Source organism: Pantoea sp. R13S299, assembly GCF_048515925.1.
Lineage (GTDB): Bacteria > Pseudomonadota > Gammaproteobacteria > Enterobacterales > Enterobacteriaceae > Pantoea.
The window spans coordinates 44,879-63,959 of the sequence record NZ_JBLYEF010000007.1 but is presented as its reverse complement, the minus strand read 5'-3'; the positions used below and the strand labels follow the sequence as shown (position 1 = coordinate 63,959).

Genomic DNA, 19,081 nt, shown 5'->3' with positions numbered 1-19,081 from the left:
CACTGGTAAGCGGCGGTTCATCGTGGAATAATCACTGGCCTATGAAGGGAAAAACAACCGTTTCGCACACAAGGACCCGTCGCAACGGCGATAACCTGCCGTTGTTCATACACTTGTCCAGCCTCTCCCTTAGCCTGCTTTGTGCGGGGGCACTGTTATTGCCTGCCGCAGCCCAAAGTGCAGAAGACAGCAAATCTCAGCTGCAGTCCATTCAGCAAAACATTGCTGAGAAAGAGAAAAGCGTCAAAGCGCAGAAGGTGCAGCGCAGCAAATTACTCGATCAGCTGCAGAGCCAGGAAAAAATCATTGCTCAGGCGAGTCGTCAGCTGCGAGATACCCGCAATAGTCTCACCGCCCTGAATGATGAGATGAAACAACTCGCCACCTCCATCGCCCGGCTTGAAAAACAGCAAACCCGCCAGGAAAACCTGCTTTCAGAGCAACTTGATGCGGCGTTCCGTCAGGGCAAGCATAACGGTGTACAGCTCCTGATGGGCGGTGAAGAGAGCCAGCGCAGTGAGCGTATTCTGGCCTATTTCGGCTATCTGAATGCTGCCCGCCGGAAAAGTATCGAATCGCTGCAAAAGACACGTCAGGATTTGGATCAGCAGCGTGCCTCGCTGGAGCAGAAGCAACAGCAGCAGAAAGAGTTATTAGCGCAGCAGCAGGGCCAGCAGCAGAAACTGCAACAGGCGAGCGAAGCGCGTAAAAAGACCCTGACGTCACTGGAAAGCGCGCTGGAAAAAGATCAGGCCGATCTGGTCGAGATGCGTCAGAACGAAAGCCGTCTGCAGGATAAGATCGCCCGTGCAGAACGCGAGGCGCGCGAGCGCGCAGCCCGTGAAGCTCGCGAGGCGGAAAAAGTGCGTCAGCGTCAGGCGCAGGCGAAAGCCAAAGGATCCAGCTATCAGCCAACCCAGAGCGAGCGTGAACTGGTGGCCCGTACCGGTGGACTCGGTCGCGCGGGTGGACAGGCGTTATGGCCGGTTCGCGGACGCATTGAACATCGCTTTGGCGAACAGCTGCAGGGTGAACTGCGCTGGAAAGGCCTCGTGATTGATGCACGGGAAGGCACCGAGGTGAAAGCCATCGCCGATGGTCGTGTGCTGATGGCCGACTGGTTACAGGGCTACGGTCTGGTCGTGGTGCTGGAGCACGGTAAAGGCGATATGAGCCTGTATGGCTACAACCAAAGTGCGCTGGTGAGCGTGGGTACGCAGGTGAAGGCAGGACAGCCTATTGCACTGGTGGGCACCAGCGGTGGCCGTGGTACCCCGTCGCTTTATTTTGAAATTCGACGTCAGGGACAGGCCGTCAATCCACTCCCATGGTTAGGAAGATAGGTTTTGCTGCAACTTCGAAAACTTCCCGTTCTCTTAAGCGCCCTGCTGTTCAGCTACGCTGCACAGGCGGGCAAACTGGCCATCGTCATTGATGATGTCGGCTATCGCCCCGCCGAAGAGAACAAGGTCCTGCAGATGCCGCAGGCTATTTCAGTGGCGGTGTTGCCCAACGCGCCCCACGCCCGTGAAATGGCGACTAAAGCGCATCAGAGTGGTCACGAAGTGTTGATCCATCTGCCGATGGCACCGCTGAGCAAACAGCCGCTTGAAAAAGATACCTTAACGCCGGAGATGAGTAGCGAAGAGGTCTCCCGCATCATGCGCAATGCAGTTAACAACGTGCCTTATGCCGTGGGACTGAACAACCATATGGGCAGCAGGATGACCTCAAGCCTGCCCGGCATGCAGAAGGTGATGCAGGCGCTGAACCACTACAATCTCTACTTTCTGGATAGCATGACTATCGCTAACAGTCAGGCTATCCCTGCCGCGCAGGGTACCCAGGTCAAAGTGTTAAAACGCCGGGTATTCCTTGATGACAGCCAGGATATTAACGCCATCCGCCAGCAGTTCAGTCGGGCGGTGAAACTGGCGCAGCGCGACGGTTACGCCATTGCCATTGGTCATCCCCACCCGACTACCGTGCGGGTGTTACAGCAGATGTTACCCACGCTGCCAGCCGACATTACGCTGGTTCGTCCCAGCCAGCTGCTGAACGAATCACTCCGCAGCGGCTCACAGACGCCTGTGGCTCCGGCAAAACCGGTAGCACCTCGCTTTCAGCCTGCCGGCCTGTGTAAACCGAAACACCCGCTGGCGCCGGTTCCGGCTACCAGAGCCTTAACGGTCATCGGTGAAAGCGTGAATAACAGCCCGCTGTTTAAAACGCTAAAAAATCTGTTCTGAATTTGCGATGAATGCTAAGTCGTCGGCTAAGCATTCATTTATGTGCAGAAATTACTATAATCCTGGGTCGGGTAATAACGGGCTGTGCGGGAGCAGTGATAGGGATGACGATTAATAAACAAAAAATCCTGCTGCTGGATAACGGCAGAGAGTGGGGCGGCGGCACCAACAGTATGCTGGAGCTGTTGAAACGTATCGATCGTCAAAAGTTTGATATCACCTGCTGCTTCTATCACAACTACAGCCGTGGCAACGACGAAACCATTGAAGCCACGCTGAATGCGCTGGCCATTCCGGTCTTTTTTATTCCTCAAATCAAACAGCCACGCTGGGCGAAATTAGTTAAAGAAGCCTCGCGGGCACTGCTGTTTTTCAATAAAAAGCTAAAGAAGCGCGCCATCGATAAGATTGATACGCAATGGCGCATTATGCCTAATGCCAGCAAAATCAATTCACTGCTGCAACTGGGGAAGTTTGACACGCTCTACATGAATAACCAGCCCAGCACCAATGTGGAAGGTTATCTGGCGGCGCGCAGCCTGGAGATCGCGGTGGTGCAACACTGCCGTATCGATCCGGTTCTGGAACCGCGGCTGGTCAGCATGGTCAATCAGGACTGTCAGGCGGTCATTGCCGTATCTCAGGGCGTGAATAACACCCTGCGTACTCACGGTGTGGATGCGGAGCGCTGTTTTACCGTCAATAACGCTATAGACATCCACCAGCCTTTGCCCGACCGCCTTGAAGTCCGCCAGCGCTTTAAACTCTCTCCATCGACCTTTGTGTTTGGCACGATCGGCTCGCTGATATTACGCAAATCTAATCACCATATTCTGCAGGCGCTGGGCCGATTTAAACGCGCCAACCCGGATGCAGACTGGAAGATGGTGATTGTCGGGGCAGGTCCGGAACTTCAGCATCTGCTGCAACTCGCAACGGCTGAGAACATCCAGCATCACGTGGTCTTTACGGGCTTTCAGAACAATGCGCTCGATTACCTCACCGCCTTTGATACCTTTATTCTTGCCTCGCGCAGTGAAGGCTTGCCCAGAGTCGTGCTGGAAGCGATGCTGGTGAATACTGCCGTTGTCGGATCCCGCGTGGTCGGCACTGCCGAATTGATCAGTCATGACGAAACCGGGCTGCTGTTTGACTATGGCAACGTGGTGCAACTGACCCAGCACCTGACCGCGCTGTGGCAGGATGCAGATTTACGTCAACGCCTGATCAATGCGGCAGCGAAACGCGTACGTGAACAGTACGCCATTGAAACCTACATCAGCGGCGTCGAGAATATTTTGCAAAGCGTCGTCAAAAAGAAACCTCATGCTTAATTTTTTAAATCCCCGTTACCGCCACATCAGAGCGCGCCATAACCTGCCTTATTCGCATCAGGCGGTTCAGGGTACTGTTCCGGTTACCTCTGTCGTGATCCCCTGCACCGGCGCGGACTATATTGAAGAAGCCCTGCTCAGTGCCGATTTTGCGGCGCGCTTTGCGACGGAGGCAGAAGAGATCGTGATCGTCAGCGATCAGCCTGCTCACGCCTTTGGCAGCCTGCCAGTGAAAACCCGCGTGGCGACGCTGGATGTGCCGCACCGGGAAGAGAGCTATCGCTACAAGCAGATCTATCGCAGCCGGTTGATCAAATTGCAGGCGCCTATGCAGGCAAAAGGCGACGGCATTCTGATGATCGATTCCGACCTTAATCTGCTGAAGATGCCGGAGATCATGATGAAGCCAGGCCATCTCTACTCCAGCTTCCGTCAGGGGAAAATGATTGCCAAGCTGGACGGTGCGCCGGAAGAGGCGATTCCCGCTTACTACTCGCACAGCATTCGTCCCTATCTGGTGGACCACGTTAATGGCGCTTACCTGGCCGCCACGCGTGAAGTCTGGCAGCGCATTTCGCCGCTGTGGCTGACGCTGTTTAATGATACCTGGAATTTGATGAACGACAGCCAGCCGCCTACTGACCAGCTGCCGCTCGCGGTGTTGCTGGACATGCTGGATATTAAAACCGTCAATCTTGGGGAATGGGCTAACTGGCCGGTCTCAAAGAAAATCGGCGGTCAGTCGGCGGTGATCCCGTCTGACGTGGTGGGCGCACATGGTGGATTCCCGTTGTCGGAATGGCAAAAATACCTGGCCGATCCGCAACAGCCGCTGAACTTCAAAGGCCAGGACTACACGCGCAAAGTGCGCTACCTGACCGACGAAGAGAAGAAGAAAAGCTAATCAGGCGGCCGCCCCGGCGGCCGTTGTGTTAATCCCAGCTCAGTATCACTTTCCCCGAGCGTCCTGAACGCATCTCATCAAAACCCTGCTGGAAATCGTCAATGCTATAGCGATGGGTGATTACCGGCGTCAGATCGAGACCAGACTGAATCAGCGCCGCCATTTTGTACCAGGTTTCAAACATCTCACGGCCATAGATTCCCTTGATGAAAAGCCCTTTGAAGATCACCTGGTTCCAGTCGATCGCCATTTCACCCGGCGGGATGCCCAGCAGTGCGATACGCCCACCGTGATTCATCACCTCCAGCAAGCTACGAAACGCAGGAGGCGCACCCGACATCTCCAGCCCGACATCAAATCCCTCCGTCATGCCCAACGAATGCATCACTTCCCGCAGATCTTCATTCGCTACATTGACTGCGCGCGTGACGCCCATTTTCCGCGCCAGTGCCAGCCGGTACTCATTGATGTCAGTGATCACGACGTTGCGTGCGCCGACGTGACGACAGACCGCAGCGGCCATGATGCCAATAGGACCTGCGCCGGAGATCAGCACATCCTCGCCGACCAGATCGAACGAGAGTGCGGTGTGCACTGCGTTGCCGAACGGGTCAAAGATTGCCGCCAGCTCATCGGAAATGTTGTCGGGAATTTTGAATGCATTAAAGGCCGGGATAACCAGATACTCCGCGAAGCAGCCCTGGCGGTTAACACCCACGCCCATCGTGTTTCGGCACAAATGCGTACGCCCGGCGCGGCAGTTGCGGCAATGTCCGCAGGTGATATGCCCCTCGCCTGAAACCCGATCGCCAATCGTAAAACCTTTCACTTCCTGTCCTATCGCAACCACTTCACCCACATATTCATGGCCGACAATCATCGGCACCGGAATCGTTTTGCGTGACCAGTCATCCCAGTTGTAGATATGGACATCGGTGCCGCAGATGGCGATTTTACGAATCTTAATCAGCAGATCGTTGTGACCCGGCTCTGGAACCGGCGCATCGGTCACCATCCAGATGCCCTCTTCCTTCTTCAGTTTGGCGAGTGCTTTCATGACGGACTCCTCAGGCGATGACGCCCAGTTGTTTGCCGATACGGGTAAAGGCCGTCACCGCACGTTCCAGCTGTTGCTGGGTGTGCGCCGCAGAGATTTGGGTGCGAATGCGTGCCTGACCTTTTGGCACCACCGGATAGAAGAAGCCGGTCACGTAGATGCCTTCCTGTTGCAGCAGGCGAGCAAACTCCTGGGCAACACTGGCTTCACCCAGCATCACCGGGATAATCGCGTGATCGGCACCGGCCAGCGTAAAGCCCGCCGCCGTCATCTGCTCCCGGAAGTAACGGGCGTTATCCCACAGACGCTGACGCAATCCATCGCCTTCACTGAGCAGATCCAGCACCCGCAACGAGGCGGCCACAATGGCCGGTGCCAGCGAGTTAGAGAACAGATAGGGACGGGAACGCTGACGCAGCCACTCCACCACTTCGGCTTTCGCTGCGGTGTAGCCACCTGATGCGCCGCCGAGCGCTTTACCCAGCGTACCGGTAATGATGTCGACCCGACCCATAACGTCGCAGTATTCATGGGTTCCGCGTCCGGCGTTCCCGACAAAACCTACCGCATGAGAGTCATCCACCATCACCAGCGCGGAAAACTCATCGGCCAGGTCGCAGATAGCGGGCAGATTCGCAATCACCCCATCCATTGAGAAGACGCCATCAGTGGCGATCAGAATATGACGGGCGCCTTTTTCGCGCGCCTCCTGCAGACAGGCCCGCAGCTCCACCATGTCGTTATTGGCATAGCGATAACGCTGCGCTTTGCACAGCCGGACACCATCGATAATGGAGGCGTGGTTCAGCGCATCGGAAATTATGGCATCCTGCGCATCGAGCAGGGTTTCAAACAGGCCGCCGTTGGCGTCGAAACAGGAGGAATAGAGAATGGCATCCTCCATGCCAAGGAACTCTGCCAGCCGCTTTTCCAGCTGCTTATGGCTATCCTGCGTGCCGCAGATAAAGCGCACGGAAGCCATGCCAAAACCATGCGAATCCATCCCCTCTTTCGCCGCCTGAATCAGCGCCGGATGGTTCGCCAGACCTAAATAGTTATTGGCGCAGAAGTTAATCACTGCCGGATCGCTGCCAACCGCGATCTCCGTCTGCTGGGCAGAAGTGATGATTCGCTCCTGTTTAAACAGTCCTTCCTGACGTGCATCATCAAGTTGCTGACGAAGTTGTTGATAAAATTGCGCAGGCATCATTGCTCTCCTCAGATGGCAAAAATCTGGCATATCTTACTGAACAGGCCGCTTCTTCACGATAAATCGCCCAACAGAATGTCATTTTTGCAGCATAGTTCACGCCGCGAGGGTGTACACACAAAGCGTTACAGAGTCATCTGGCTGTCTGCACCCTGATGAAATGTTATGATGTGAGGTATTCGTGTGTGAAACCTCCTGTTTCACCCCACAACGTTGAAGGTAACAACATGATTATCGTAACTGGCGGCGCAGGAATGATTGGCAGCAACATCGTCAAAGCGCTGAACGATCGCGGTCACACCGACATTCTGGTGGTGGATAATCTGAAAGATGGCACCAAGTTCGCCAATTTAGTCGACCTGGATATCGTCGATTACATGGACAAAGAAGAGTTCCTGATGAGCGTGATGGCGGGCGATGATTTAGGCCCGATCGACGCGGTGTTCCATCAGGGCGCCTGCTCTTCCACCACCGAGTGGGATGGCAAGTACATGATGGAGAACAACTATCAGTACTCCAAAGAGCTGCTGCACTTCTGTCTTGAGCGCGAGATCCCGTTCCTCTACGCCTCTTCTGCCGCGACCTACGGTGGACGCAACGAGAACTTCATCGAAGAGCGCCAGTATGAGCAGCCGCTGAATGTCTATGGCTACTCCAAAATGCTGTTCGATCACTACGTCCGTCAGATGCTGCCAGAAGCAAACTCGCCAGTGTGCGGCTTCCGCTATTTCAACGTCTATGGACCGCGCGAAGGCCACAAAGGCAGCATGGCCAGCGTTGCCTTCCATCTGAACACGCAGATCAGCAACGATGAAAATCCCAAACTGTTTGAAGGCAGCGACGGCTTTAAGCGTGATTTCATCCACGTGGATGATGTGGCAGAAGTGAACCTGTGGTGCTGGGAAAACGGCGTCTCCGGGATTTACAACTGTGGCACAGGCCGTGCCGAATCCTTCCAGGAAGTCGCGGATGCGGTACTGAAATTTCATCAGAAAGGTCAGATCGAGTACATCCCGTTCCCGGAGAAACTCAAAGGACGCTATCAGGCTTATACCCAGGCCGATCTCACTAAACTGCGTGCCGCTGGCTACGACAAACCATTTAAAACGGTGGCGCAGGGTGTCGCTGAATATATGGTCTGGCTGAACCGCAACGCATAAAGGAAGCTGCTCCGGCGATGAAAATTCTGGTAATCGGCCCGTCGTGGGTCGGCGATATGATGATGTCGCAAAGTCTCTATCGCACACTCAAGGCCGAACATCCGGATGCAGTGATCGACGTGATGGCACCTGCCTGGTGCCGTCCGTTGCTGTCACGCATGCCGGAGGTCAATCAGGCGCTGGCGATGCCACTCGGGCATGGCGCGCTGGAAATTGGTGAGCGTCGCCGTCTGGGAAAAGTGCTGCGTGCCAGTCATTACGACCGTGCTTACGTGCTGCCTAACTCCTTTAAGTCGGCGCTGGTTCCCTTCTTCGCCGGAATAAAACGCCGCGTAGGCTGGCGTGGTGAAATGCGTTATGGCCTGCTGAACGATTTGCGGGTGCTGGATAAAGCCGCGTTTCCGCTGATGGTCGAGCGCTACGTTGCACTGGGCTACGACACCCCGGTTGCCTCGGCAGCGCAGCTGCCACAGCCGCTGTTGTGGCCAAAGCTGCAGGTTGAAGAGCAGGAAAAGATTGAAACGGCCGCACAGTTTCAGCTCGCGGCAACCCGTCCGATCATCGGTTTTTGTCCGGGCGCTGAATTTGGTCCGGCCAAACGCTGGCCGCACTATCACTACGCCGCGCTGGCCCGACAATTGATTGCTGACGGCTTCCAGATCGTGCTGTTTGGTTCCGCCAAAGATCGCCCGACCGGCGAAGAGATTATCGCTGCGCTGCCCGAAGAGGCGCGTGGCCACTGCCGTAATCTGGCCGGTGAAACCCAGCTTGAACAGGCAGTGATTCTGCTGGCGCAATGCCGCGCCGTGGTCAGCAACGACTCTGGTCTGATGCATATCGCTGCAGCGCTGGATCGTCCTTTGGTAGCGCTCTATGGACCGAGCAGCCCTGATTTTACGCCGCCGCTCGCGCGTCAGGCGCGCATTATTCGCCTGATTACCGGCTATCACAAAGTTCGCAAAGGCGATGCCGAACAGGGTTATCACCAGAGCCTGATCGATATCCAGCCTGAACGCGTACATCAGACACTGAACGAACTGCTTGCGCCACAGGAGGTGCCATGCACGTCCTGATTGTTAAAACCTCTTCAATGGGCGATGTGCTGCATTCGCTCCCGGCACTGACCGATGCGATGCATGCCATTCCCGGCATCCGTTTCGACTGGGTGGTGGAAGAGAATTTTGCGCAGATCCCTGGCTGGCATCCCGCCGTCGACAAAGTGTTACCGGTTGCCATTCGCCGCTGGCGTAAACACTGGTTTGGCAGTCAGCAGCGTGAAGAGCGCGTGCTGTTTAAGCGCGAGTTACAGTCACGTGAGTACGATATCGTGATTGATGCGCAGGGGCTGATCAAAAGTGCCGCGCTGGTCACCCGTTTATCGAAAGGGGTGAAGCATGGACAGGACAGCCGCAGCGCGCGTGAGCCGTTTGCCAGCTGGTGGTATGACGTCCGCCATGAGGTCAGCAAGCGACAACACGCAGTTGAGCGAACGCGCGAACTGTTCGCCAAAAGCCTGGGCTATGAAAAGCCGCAAAACCAGGGTGACTACGCGATTGCCGGACACTTCCTGCATCATCTGCCCGCTGACGCACAGCATTACCTGGTCTTTCTGCATGCCACGACCCGTGACAACAAGCACTGGCCGGAGTCGCACTGGCGACAGCTGATTGAGCAGATGCAGCCCAGCGGTCTGCGGGTGAAATTGCCCTGGGGTGCTGAACATGAGCATCAACGCGCATTGCGCCTTGCTGAAGGCTTTGAGCATGTCGATGTGCTGCCTAAGCTGACGCTGGAAGCGATAGCGCAGCAGCTGGCGGGCGCGCGGGCGGTGGTCTCGGTAGATACCGGATTAAGCCATCTGACGGCGGCGCTGGATCGTCCCAACCTCACGCTGTATGGCCCGACCGATCCCGGCCTGATTGGCGGGTACGGGCAGAACCAACAGGCACTGAGCGCCCCGAATCATAATCTGGCGGAGCTGACTGCTGACACGGTGGCAGAAAAACTGCGGGCCGTAATTACGGAAAACACGCCATGAACTATGTGCTGATCTACCTGCTACTGCTGCCTTTCCGGGCGATAATGCGGCTGTTTTACCGGCCAACCGGACGCAGCTTAATCATCCAGACGGCGAAGATCGGTGATTTTATCAATATCACCCCGATGCTGCGCGCGCTGGGTCAGTCTGAACTGTTGATCAGCAAAGCGGTGGAGCCGCTGGCGCGTCATGATGACACGATCAGCCGCTATTTTCTGATTGAAGACGCAAAGCGCAGCTTTTTTGCCAAACTGAAGCTCGCGTTTACCCTGATGAACCGTTATGACAACGTCTATCTGGTGCAGCCAAATAGCGTAAACCTGTTTTTTGCCGCGCTATGCAACGCACCGAACAAGCAGTTTCTGCGCACTTATGTGCGTAAGTCCTACCATAAGACCTTCTATCGCAGCGCCAGCGGCATTGTCGACCACGCTAAGACAGATTTGACGCTCGACAGTTACCTGAAGCTGATTAACCGCGACTATCGCTACACCGATTTCCCTAAACACGCGACCTCGCCGCTCTGGCAGCCGCCCGTGCCGCCCGCCGCGCTACAGCATCCGTGCAGTGGCATTAAAATAGGCATCAGCATTTCTGCCGGTAATAAGGCCAAGACGATTCCTGCCAGCATCTGGCAGCAGCTGATGACATCGCTGGATGATATGCCCTGCACCTTTTATGTGTTTGGCCCACCCGCTGAGCAGCAGTATCTGGATGAGTTACTGAGCCTGACCGGCCCGAAAGAGAATATTGTCAGTCTGATTGGTGAGCTGAAACTGGAAGAGGTTCCTTGGGCCATTTCGCAGATGGATTTCTATATCGCCTCTGACTCTGGCAATGCCTATATTGCGGATGCGCAGCAGATCCCGGTGATCATGCTTTACGGGCCGTGTGAAGTCAGAGAACAGCGCCCGGTCAATAACGTGTTGTTCATCGGACCGGATAATATTGACGCATCAACGTTCGTTTTTGCCACCCGTTTTAAGTTTGATCAGCCTGCTGAAAAATTATTCGGGCTGGATCACGATAAACTGACTAGAATACAAACGTTTATTACTCATAATCTGGAATAGTGAAGCGTAATGGCAATTACCCCTCTTGCTGATGCCGTTCAGCAAAGTCAGCTGCTGGTTAACACGCTTGCTGACACGGATGACAATCCGGTTCACGTTGCGTTTGGCATCAACCACGCCTACGCGCGTGGCCTGGGCATTACGTTGTTTTCACTTCTCAGCCATCATCCCGATACGGCGTTCCACGCCCATATTTTCTCAGACTCGCTACGCGATGAGGATGTGGAAAAACTGCGTTCGCTGGCCTCAGGCCATCGTCTGGCTATCACGCTGCATATCTTTAACAGTGACTGGGTTGATCAGTTGCCTGCGGTCGGACGCTACCCTAAAAGCATCCACTACCGCTTCCTGATTCCCGGAACTGTGGCGAGCTATAGCGATCGGGTGATCTATATTGATGCGGATACCCTGGTCGTGGGCGATTACTCTCCCCTGTTTACCCTGGATATCACGGATTACACGCTGGCGGCCTGTAATGACACGCCGCGTGCGCGCCAGAATCAGTGCGCGAAGCTCGGGCTCAAGCATGATCACTATTTCAACTCCGGCTTTATGCTGATCAATATTCCCCTTTGGCTCGAAAGGCAGACCACCGCGCGCATTACCGACGTGCTGGTAACGCGGGGCGCAGAGTTTGGTTTTCCCGATCAGGATGCGCTGAATATCGTGCTGGAGGATGAGATCCTGATCCTGCCGGACCGCTATAACCAGATTTACGACATCATCGCCAATAAAGTCTGGGATCATACTGCCGTGCCAGCGGACACCGTAATGATTCACTACACCGGTAAATGCAAACCCTGGCATGCCTGGGCTGGCAGCGATCTTGCCCAGCTCTACTACAGTTATTACCAGCGCTCACCCTGGGCTTCACAACCGCTTGATGTACCAAAGCATTATAAAGAGATGAAGCGATTCTCCCGCATTAAGTGGCATCATAAACAGTATGCTGAAAGCATGAGCTGGATGATGAAGTATGTCAGTCTCAAGTTTTTTAAGCAGAGCGAGCAATAGCGTACTCAGGTTTATCAGATTGATGCGGGCGCGGTTATTTCAGCGCCTGACTTTCCCGTCATTTATCCCGCCTGCTGTTTACCACGATCTCTTATAAAAAAGACGCTGAATGAACACCGACATAATAATCTGTTTACCTGTAAAGCGACTTTGCGTAAAAAAAGCGCATGTAGCGCATTATTATTGTCGGGCGTGGTTTTTAGTAAAGCAGAGAAGCCACACCGTTTTATAATCATGAACTCCCTGATTTCATTCTGCTGATTTGGAAATGATTTATGACGAGGCAACGCCTTTTCGCAGTGAATTTAACGCTGGTGCAGATATTGTCATGAGTACTTCTCCTCTGCTGAGTATCATTACCCCGATGTACAATGCGGGCAGCATGTTTGATGAGTTCATGCAGTCACTGCTGGCGCAGACGCTGACTCTGCTTGAGATCATTATTGTCGATGATGGTTCCACCGACGGCTCTGGCGAGCGTGCCGACCAGTATGCACAGCAGCATTCGCATATTCGTGTGATTCATCAGGAAAATGGCGGCGTGTCGCGCGCCCGCAACGCCGGTCTGGCGATAGCCCGCGGGAAATATGTCACCTTCCCTGATGCGGATGACACCATGCAGCCTGAGATGTATCAGACTCTGGTGACACTGGCTGAAGCGGACAATCTGGATGCAGCACAATGCAACGCCGAGTGGTTTTTTAAACACAGCCAGCGGGTAAAACCGCTGATTCCGCTGGATCGTTTGCGCAGTACGCCGGTGCTGAGCGGAGCCGACTGGCTTAATACCGCGCTAAAAACCCATCGTTATATGCATGTGGTCTGGCTGGGGATCTATCGCCGGGAACTGATCGAGCAGCATCAGTTGCAGTTTGAACCAGGCCTGCATCATCAGGATATTCCCTGGACCACCGAGTTTATGCTGCTGGCAAAACGTGTGCGTTATACCGAAGCGGTGCTCTATCGCTACTATATGCACGACGCTTCCATCAGCAATCGCAAACGGACCGGCGAGCGCAACGTTGAATATCAGCGTCACTACCTGAAGATTGCGCGGCTGCTGGAAGAGCTTAACAACCGCTATCGTGACCGCGTGAAGATTTACCCGTCGTTTCACTATCAGGTAACGCATGAAGCGCTCAGCGTTTGCCACAGTGTGAGACGTGAGCCTGATGCCCGCGCACGCCAGGCAATCATTGCCGATCTGTTCGCAACCCGGACACATCTGCGCATGTTACGTAATGCCCGGGGAATTAAGCAGTGGTACCAGTTGCTGTTGTGGCTTGCCCGGCTCTATCGGTGGCGTGATAAATAACCTTTGAGGCTGGCTTTATCCTAAAAAGGGTTTGCCCTACAATCGGTTCACTGAATTCTGAGAACTCTTGTTTATGGCCAGCCTGATTCCAGCAAACTTCTCTCCAAAAAACATATTACTGATTAAGCTGCGCCATCATGGTGACATGCTGCTCACAACGCCCGCCATCAATGCGCTTCATGAGCGTTATCCGCAGGCCAGCATCGACGTTTTGCTCTACAAGGAGACGCGTCCGATGCTGGAAGCGCATCCGGCTATCCGCCATTTGCACGTCATCGATCGCAAATGGAAACAGGAGGGCACCTGGCGCAAGCTGGGCCATGAGCGTGCATTAATTCGCGCCGTGCGTGACGCACATTATGATCTGGTGATTAATCTGGCCGATCAATGGCGTGCGGCCCAGATTACCCGGCTCTCTGCGGCACCCGTTCGCATCGGTTTTGCTTATAAAAAACGCGATAACGTGCTGTGGCGATGGTGTCACAACGGCCTGGTCCCCACACACAATCACAGCAAACTGCATACCGTTGAGCAGAATATGTCGGCGCTGGCGCCCCTCGGCATCAGCAGCGACGGCGCTCGCGTTTCAATGCACTACAGCGACGCTGACCAGCAAACTGTGCAGGCAAGACTGGCGGAGCATCATGTCACTGCGCCCTATATTGTGGTACAGCCGACCTCACGATGGGGCTTCAAATGCTGGGAAGAGGAGAGCGTTGCCGCCACGCTCGATCAGCTGGCGCAGCCGGGCCGCAAAGTGGTGCTGACCTCCGGGCCGGACAAGCAGGAGCTGGCGATGATTAACCGTATTCGCGCGCTCTGTGAGTCGCCGGATGTGGTTTCGCTGGCGGGTCAGTTCACTCTGCCGCAGCTGGCGGCGCTGATCGATCACGCCCGGCTGTTTATTGGTGTCGACTCTGCGCCGATGCACATGGCTGCCGCGCTTGAAACACCCTGCATTGCGCTGTTTGGCCCGACCAAGCTGCAGCACTGGCGGCCATGGGGCGACAACAATCAGGTCATCTGGGCGGGCGATTATGGCCCGCTGCCCTCACCCGATTCCATCGACACCAAAACTGACCAGCGTTATCTGTCGGCCATTCCGGTGAAGGATGTGGTCGCGGCAGCGAGGAGCTTCCTGAATGAGTAAGTTACGGCTGGCAATTGTCCGGCAGAAATATCGTCCGGATGGCGGTGCCGAGCGTTTTATCTCACGCGCACTGGAAGCACTGGGTAGCGAACAGCTCGATCTCAATATCATTACCCGCAGCTGGCAAGGCACGCCCAATCCGGACTGGCATCTGCATATCTGCAACCCTGCAAAGCTGGGCCGGGTCTCCCGTGAGCGCGGTTTTGCCCGCGCCGCCCGCGCCTGCTGGGAGCGTGAAAAGTTCGATATTGTGCAAAGCCATGAGCGCATCGCGGGCTGTGACATTTTCCGCGCGGGTGATGGCGTGCATCGCGTCTGGCTGGAACAGCGCGCCCGTATCGTCTCATCGTGGCAAAGGCTGAGCGCGACGCTCAGTCCTTACCATCGCTATGTTCTGCAGGCGGAAGCGGAGATGTTTAACTCTCCGACGCTGAAAGCGGTGATCTGTAATTCAGAGATGGTTAAGCGCGATATCCTGCGCTGTTTCTCGCTCGACGCCGGGAAAATCCACGTTATCCATAACGCTATCGACGCCAGCCGTTTCCAGCCTGCTACAGAGGCAGCACGTCGCGCCACTCGTCAGCAGCTGGCCCTTCCCGAGGCCGCTACCGTGCTGATTTATGTCGGCTCAGGCTTTGAGCGCAAGGGGCTGAAAGCGGCAATCCAGGCGCTGGCCGCCAGCGATCGCTATCTGATTGTGGTGGGACAGGATAAGCAGCTGCAGCGTTATCAGCAGCTGGCAAACCAGCTTAACTGCCTGGACCGCCTGCGCTTTGTCGGCGTACAGCAGGATGTGCAGCCGTACTATCACGCGGCGGATGGCCTGCTGCTGCCCACGCTCTACGATCCTTTTCCAAATGTGGTGCTGGAGGCGATGGCCTGCGGCTTACCGGTGATTACCAGCACTGGCTGCGGTGGCGCAGAATTTATTACCGCTGGTCAGGAAGGCTTCGTCTGTGATGCATTGGATATCAATGGGTTAAATCAGGCTGTTAACGCAATACCGGCACTTTCCCTGGATTCACGAATGGGTGAGGCGGCACGGCGCAAAATTGAACCTTACGGCCCACAACGACTGGCGCAGGCGCTGACTTCGCTTTATCAGCAGGTACTGAGTAGCAACTGACAATGTGGGATGAGTGCATGCGGGGTTTCTGATAACATGCCGTCATCTGATTTTAATCTGTTTTTAGACGCGAACCTGCTGTAACGGTAACTATGACGACCATTTACACCGCATTGCTCTACTTAATTCAGCCACTGATTTGGCTGCGCCTGTGGCTGCGCGGTCGTAAAGCGCCTGCCTATCGCAAACGCTGGGCAGAACGTTATGGCTATTGTGTCGGTAAAGTGAAGCCCGACGGCATTGTGCTGCACTCGGTCTCTGTGGGTGAAACCCTGGCCGCGATTCCGCTGGTGCGCGCGCTGCGTCATCGTTACCCGACCCTGCCGATTACCGTTACAACCATGACGCCGACCGGCTCTGAACGCGCGCAGTCTGCTTTTGGCAAAGATGTGCATCATGTCTATCTGCCTTATGACCTGCCGGGTTCGATTAATCGTTTTCTGGATACGGTCAACCCACGGCTGGTGATCATCATGGAAACCGAGCTGTGGCCGAACATTATCCGCATTCTGCACCAGCGTAAGATTCCGCTGGTGATCGCCAATGCCCGCCTTTCTGCCCGCTCCGCTAAAGGCTACCGCAAGCTGGGTAAATTCATGCGCCAGCTGCTGCAGAGCATCACCCTGATCGCGGCGCAGAACGCAGAAGATGGCGACCGCTTCCTGAGCCTGGGCCTGAAACGTTCACAACTGACGATAACCGGCAGCCTGAAATTTGATATTTCCGTGACGCCAGAACTGGCCGCCAGAGCGGTGACGCTGCGTCGCCAGTGGGCGCCGCGTCGTCCGGTGTGGATCGCTACCAGTACGCATGAAGGCGAAGAGGCCATTGTGCTGGATGCCCATCGCCGCCTGCTGCAGACCTTCCCGGATCTGCTGCTGATTCTGGTGCCCCGCCATCCCGAGCGCTTCAACGATGCCCGTGAACTGACGCAGGCACGTGGTTTCAGTTTTATCCTGCGCAGCAGCGGTGAGATCCCTTCTGGCTCAACACAGGTGGTCATCGGTGATTCGATGGGTGAACTGATGCTGCTTTACGGCATTGCCGATCTGGCGTTTGTTGGCGGCAGCCTGGTTGAACGGGGTGGACATAACCCGCTCGAACCGGCCGCCCATGCTCTTCCGGTTCTGATGGGACCTCATATCTGGAACTTCAAAGATATCTGCAGCAAGTTGCAGGAAGGTCAGGGGCTGATCACCGTCACCGACGTGATTTCGCTGGAAAAAGAGGTCACTAACCTGTTGCAGGATGATGATTACCGCCGTTATTACGGACGCCATGCGGTGGACGTGCTGCACCAGAACCAGGGTGCGCTACAGCGTCTGCTACAGTTACTCGAACCGCATCTGCCACCCCGGACCCACTAATGTCAGTACGCCAACGTCTTTCCGTGGTGATGATCGCCAAAAATGAAGCGGAACTCCTGCCTGATTGCCTGGCCTCGGTCAGCTGGGCCGATGAAATTATCATGCTGGATTCTGGCAGCAGTGACGACAGTGTCGAAATCGCCACGCAGGCCGGGGCGCAGGTCTACCGCAATGATGACTGGCAGGGTTATGGCATTCAGCGCCAGCGCGCGCAGGACTATGCCACCGGCGACATGATTCTGATGATCGATGCGGATGAGCGCGTTTCACCCGAACTGCGTGCCGCGATTGAGCAGGTGCTGATCGCCCCACCCAGCCGCACGGTTTATAGTCTGGGCCGTAGTAACCTGTTTCTCGGCCGCTTTATGCGCCACAGTGGCTGGTATCCCGACCGCGTGATGCGCCTCTATCCCCGCACCTTCCGCTACAATGACCATCTGGTGCATGAGTCACTGCAGAGTGACGGCGCGCCAGTGGTGGCGTTGCCTGGCGATCTGGAACATCTGACCTGCCGCGATTTAGTCGCCTTTCAGCGTAAGCAACTGGCCTACGCTGAAGCCTGGGCTACGGAACGCCATCAGCGCGGTAAGCGTTGCAGCCTGTTTTCTGTGTTCAGCCATACGCTGGGCGCGTTTGTGAAAACGCTGCTGCTACGTGCCGGTTTTCTCGACGGCAGGCAGGGCTGGATTCTGGCGGTGGTCAACGCGCAATATACCTTCAATAAATATTCAGCCCTCTGGGCGCTGAATCATGCTTCGGCAAAAGGGCGAGTATGACCACGAAAGCCATTTATCCCGGTACGTTTGATCCTGTGACGCTTGGCCATCTCGACATTGTGACGCGGGCAGCACAGATGTTTGATAAGGTCATTCTGGCCGTTGCCGCCAGCCCCAGTAAAAAACCGATGTTCAGCCTGGATGAGCGTGTGGCGCTGGCCGGTGAAGTCATAGCCCATCTGCCCAACGTTGAGGTCGTCGGCTTCAGCGATCTGATGGCGAATTTCGCCCGTGATCAGCAGGCGAATGTGCTGGTCCGTGGCTTGCGTGCAGTGTCAGATTTTGAATATGAAATGCAGCTGGCGCAGATGAATCGTCATCTGCTACCGACGCTGGAGAGTGTCTTCCTGATGCCCTCTGAAGGCTTTTCGTTTATCTCTTCTTCACTGGTCAAAGAGGTGGCGCGTCACGGCGGCGATGTCAGCGCCTTCCTGCCCGCGCCGGTGCATCAGGCACTGCTGGCTAAACTGGCTTAATGCTGGCAGTTCGGGCACCAGTAGGTGCTGCGCTGCCCATGCCTGCCGCTAACTATCGGCGTACCGCATGCCCGGCAGGGTTCACCTGCCCGGCCATAAACCTGCAACTGCTGTGCAAAATAGCCCGGCTTACCGTCGGTCTGCAGGAAGTCACGCAATGTCGTCCCGCCCTGCTCAATCGAGCGTAACAGCACCGCTTTAATGGTGTTGACCAGCAGCTCCGCTTCAGCCTGCGACAAACTGCCGGCAGCACGATCGGGAAGGATCCCGGCGGTAAAAAGTGACTCGCTGGCGTAAATATTGCCCACGCCCACCACCACTTTGTTATCCATCAGCCACTGCTTGATGAGCGTCCGCTTGCCGCGTGACTTATCGAGCAGGTAAGCCCCGTCAAACGCCTCACTGAGCGGCTCCGGCCCAAGATGAGCCAGCACGCTGCTGCCCGCCAGATCGCTGCTCCAGAGCCAGGCACCAAATCGGCGCGGGTCGGTGTAGCGCAGCACTTTGCCGTTGCTCATCACTAAATCAACATGATCATGCTTCGCTGCTGGCAGCTCTTCTGACAGCACGCGCAGGCTGCCCGACATGCCAAGATGGATAATGATCCAGCCATGCGGTAGCTCCAGCAGCAGATATTTCGCCCGGCGTTGCACGCTGAGAACCGGCTGATCGCTCAGCGCCAGGATCTCCTGCGAAACAGGCCAGCGCAGACGTGAATTACGCACCACGGCGTGAAGAATGGTTTCACCAACCAAATGCGGTTCGATACCGCGGCGGCTGGTTTCAACCTCTGGCAACTCTGGCATACCCTCTCCTCAGCGTTTTACACAAA

18 protein-coding genes are annotated in these 19,081 nt (G+C 55.6%); 15 read left to right on the top strand and 3 right to left on the bottom strand.

The features are described 5' to 3' along the window. Positions 1–41 precede the first annotated feature (41 nt). The 4 genes from envC (at position 42) to ACN1CO_RS21905 (ending at position 4,487) form a co-directional block, all read left to right on the top strand. Positions 42–1,343 (top strand): murein hydrolase activator EnvC, encoded by a 1,302-nt coding sequence (gene envC / locus ACN1CO_RS21920; RefSeq protein ID WP_419140669.1) that lies wholly within the window; start codon positions 42–44, stop codon positions 1,341–1,343. Between the two features lie 3 nt (positions 1,344–1,346). Then, positions 1,347–2,249, top strand: a complete 903-nt coding sequence (locus tag ACN1CO_RS21915; protein ID WP_419140668.1) for a divergent polysaccharide deacetylase family protein — start codon at positions 1,347–1,349, stop codon at positions 2,247–2,249. 104 nt (positions 2,250–2,353) lie between these two features. Then, positions 2,354–3,583, top strand: coding sequence for a glycosyltransferase (locus tag ACN1CO_RS21910; RefSeq protein WP_419140667.1), 1,230 nt, complete (start codon positions 2,354–2,356; stop codon positions 3,581–3,583). Further along, complete coding sequence (locus tag ACN1CO_RS21905) at positions 3,576–4,487, top strand: hypothetical protein (protein ID WP_419140666.1); 912 nt, start codon at positions 3,576–3,578, stop codon at positions 4,485–4,487. The genes ACN1CO_RS21910 and ACN1CO_RS21905 overlap by 8 nt, the downstream gene beginning before the upstream one ends. A 28-nt stretch (positions 4,488–4,515) precedes the next feature. On the opposite strand, the gene tdh is transcribed toward ACN1CO_RS21905, so the two are convergent. Then, positions 4,516–5,544, bottom strand: coding sequence for an L-threonine 3-dehydrogenase (gene tdh, locus ACN1CO_RS21900; protein WP_419140665.1), 1,029 nt, complete (start codon positions 5,542–5,544; stop codon positions 4,516–4,518). A gap of 10 nt (positions 5,545–5,554) precedes the next feature. Further along, positions 5,555–6,751 carry a glycine C-acetyltransferase gene (locus ACN1CO_RS21895; protein WP_419140701.1) on the bottom strand — a complete coding sequence of 399 codons (1,197 nt, stop codon included), beginning with the start codon at positions 6,749–6,751 and terminating at the stop codon, positions 5,555–5,557. Positions 6,752–6,981: 230 nt separating this feature from the next. Here ACN1CO_RS21895 and rfaD point away from each other — a divergent pair, with 230 nt between their 5' ends. The 11 genes from rfaD (at position 6,982) to coaD (ending at position 18,249) form a co-directional block, all read left to right on the top strand. Next, positions 6,982–7,914, top strand: a complete 933-nt coding sequence (rfaD, locus tag ACN1CO_RS21890; protein ID WP_419140664.1) for an ADP-glyceromanno-heptose 6-epimerase — start codon at positions 6,982–6,984, stop codon at positions 7,912–7,914. A 17-nt stretch (positions 7,915–7,931) separates the two neighbouring features. Further along, positions 7,932–8,987 (top strand): ADP-heptose--LPS heptosyltransferase RfaF, encoded by a 1,056-nt coding sequence (gene rfaF / locus ACN1CO_RS21885; protein ID WP_419140663.1) that lies wholly within the window; start codon positions 7,932–7,934, stop codon positions 8,985–8,987. Then, positions 8,975–9,952, top strand: a complete 978-nt coding sequence (rfaC, locus tag ACN1CO_RS21880; protein WP_419140662.1) for a lipopolysaccharide heptosyltransferase RfaC — start codon at positions 8,975–8,977, stop codon at positions 9,950–9,952. The genes rfaF and rfaC overlap by 13 nt, the downstream gene beginning before the upstream one ends. Then, positions 9,949–11,025, top strand: a complete 1,077-nt coding sequence (locus ACN1CO_RS21875; protein ID WP_419140661.1) for a glycosyltransferase family 9 protein — start codon at positions 9,949–9,951, stop codon at positions 11,023–11,025. Before rfaC ends, ACN1CO_RS21875 begins: the two co-directional genes overlap by 4 nt. Before the next feature lie 9 nt (positions 11,026–11,034). Then, on the top strand, positions 11,035–12,039 hold the full coding sequence (locus ACN1CO_RS21870; RefSeq protein WP_419140660.1) for a glycosyltransferase family 8 protein: 1,005 nt from the start codon (positions 11,035–11,037) through the stop codon (positions 12,037–12,039). Positions 12,040–12,367: 328 nt separating this feature from the next. Next, positions 12,368–13,354: a glycosyltransferase gene (locus tag ACN1CO_RS21865; RefSeq protein ID WP_419140659.1), complete on the top strand. Its 987-nt coding sequence runs from the start codon at positions 12,368–12,370 to the stop codon at positions 13,352–13,354. 73 nt (positions 13,355–13,427) lie between these two features. Further along, positions 13,428–14,504, top strand: a complete 1,077-nt coding sequence (gene rfaQ / locus ACN1CO_RS21860; RefSeq protein WP_419140658.1) for a putative lipopolysaccharide heptosyltransferase III — start codon at positions 13,428–13,430, stop codon at positions 14,502–14,504. Next, positions 14,497–15,630 (top strand): glycosyltransferase family 4 protein, encoded by a 1,134-nt coding sequence (locus ACN1CO_RS21855; protein WP_419140657.1) that lies wholly within the window; start codon positions 14,497–14,499, stop codon positions 15,628–15,630. The genes rfaQ and ACN1CO_RS21855 overlap by 8 nt, the downstream gene beginning before the upstream one ends. A 92-nt stretch (positions 15,631–15,722) precedes the next feature. Then, the gene (waaA, locus tag ACN1CO_RS21850; protein ID WP_419140656.1) at positions 15,723–16,997 is read left to right on the top strand and encodes a lipid IV(A) 3-deoxy-D-manno-octulosonic acid transferase; all 1,275 of its coding nucleotides are present in this window, start codon (positions 15,723–15,725) and stop codon (positions 16,995–16,997) included. Then, positions 16,997–17,773, top strand: a complete 777-nt coding sequence (locus ACN1CO_RS21845; protein WP_419140655.1) for a glycosyltransferase family 2 protein — start codon at positions 16,997–16,999, stop codon at positions 17,771–17,773. Before waaA ends, ACN1CO_RS21845 begins: the two co-directional genes overlap by 1 nt. After that, the gene (gene coaD, locus ACN1CO_RS21840; RefSeq protein WP_419140654.1) at positions 17,770–18,249 is read left to right on the top strand and encodes a pantetheine-phosphate adenylyltransferase; all 480 of its coding nucleotides are present in this window, start codon (positions 17,770–17,772) and stop codon (positions 18,247–18,249) included. The genes ACN1CO_RS21845 and coaD overlap by 4 nt, the downstream gene beginning before the upstream one ends. On the opposite strand, the gene mutM is transcribed toward coaD, so the two are convergent. Continuing rightward, positions 18,246–19,055, bottom strand: coding sequence for a bifunctional DNA-formamidopyrimidine glycosylase/DNA-(apurinic or apyrimidinic site) lyase (gene mutM / locus ACN1CO_RS21835; protein ID WP_419140653.1), 810 nt, complete (start codon positions 19,053–19,055; stop codon positions 18,246–18,248). The genes coaD and mutM overlap by 4 nt on opposite strands. Between the last annotated feature and the right edge of the window lie 26 nt (positions 19,056–19,081).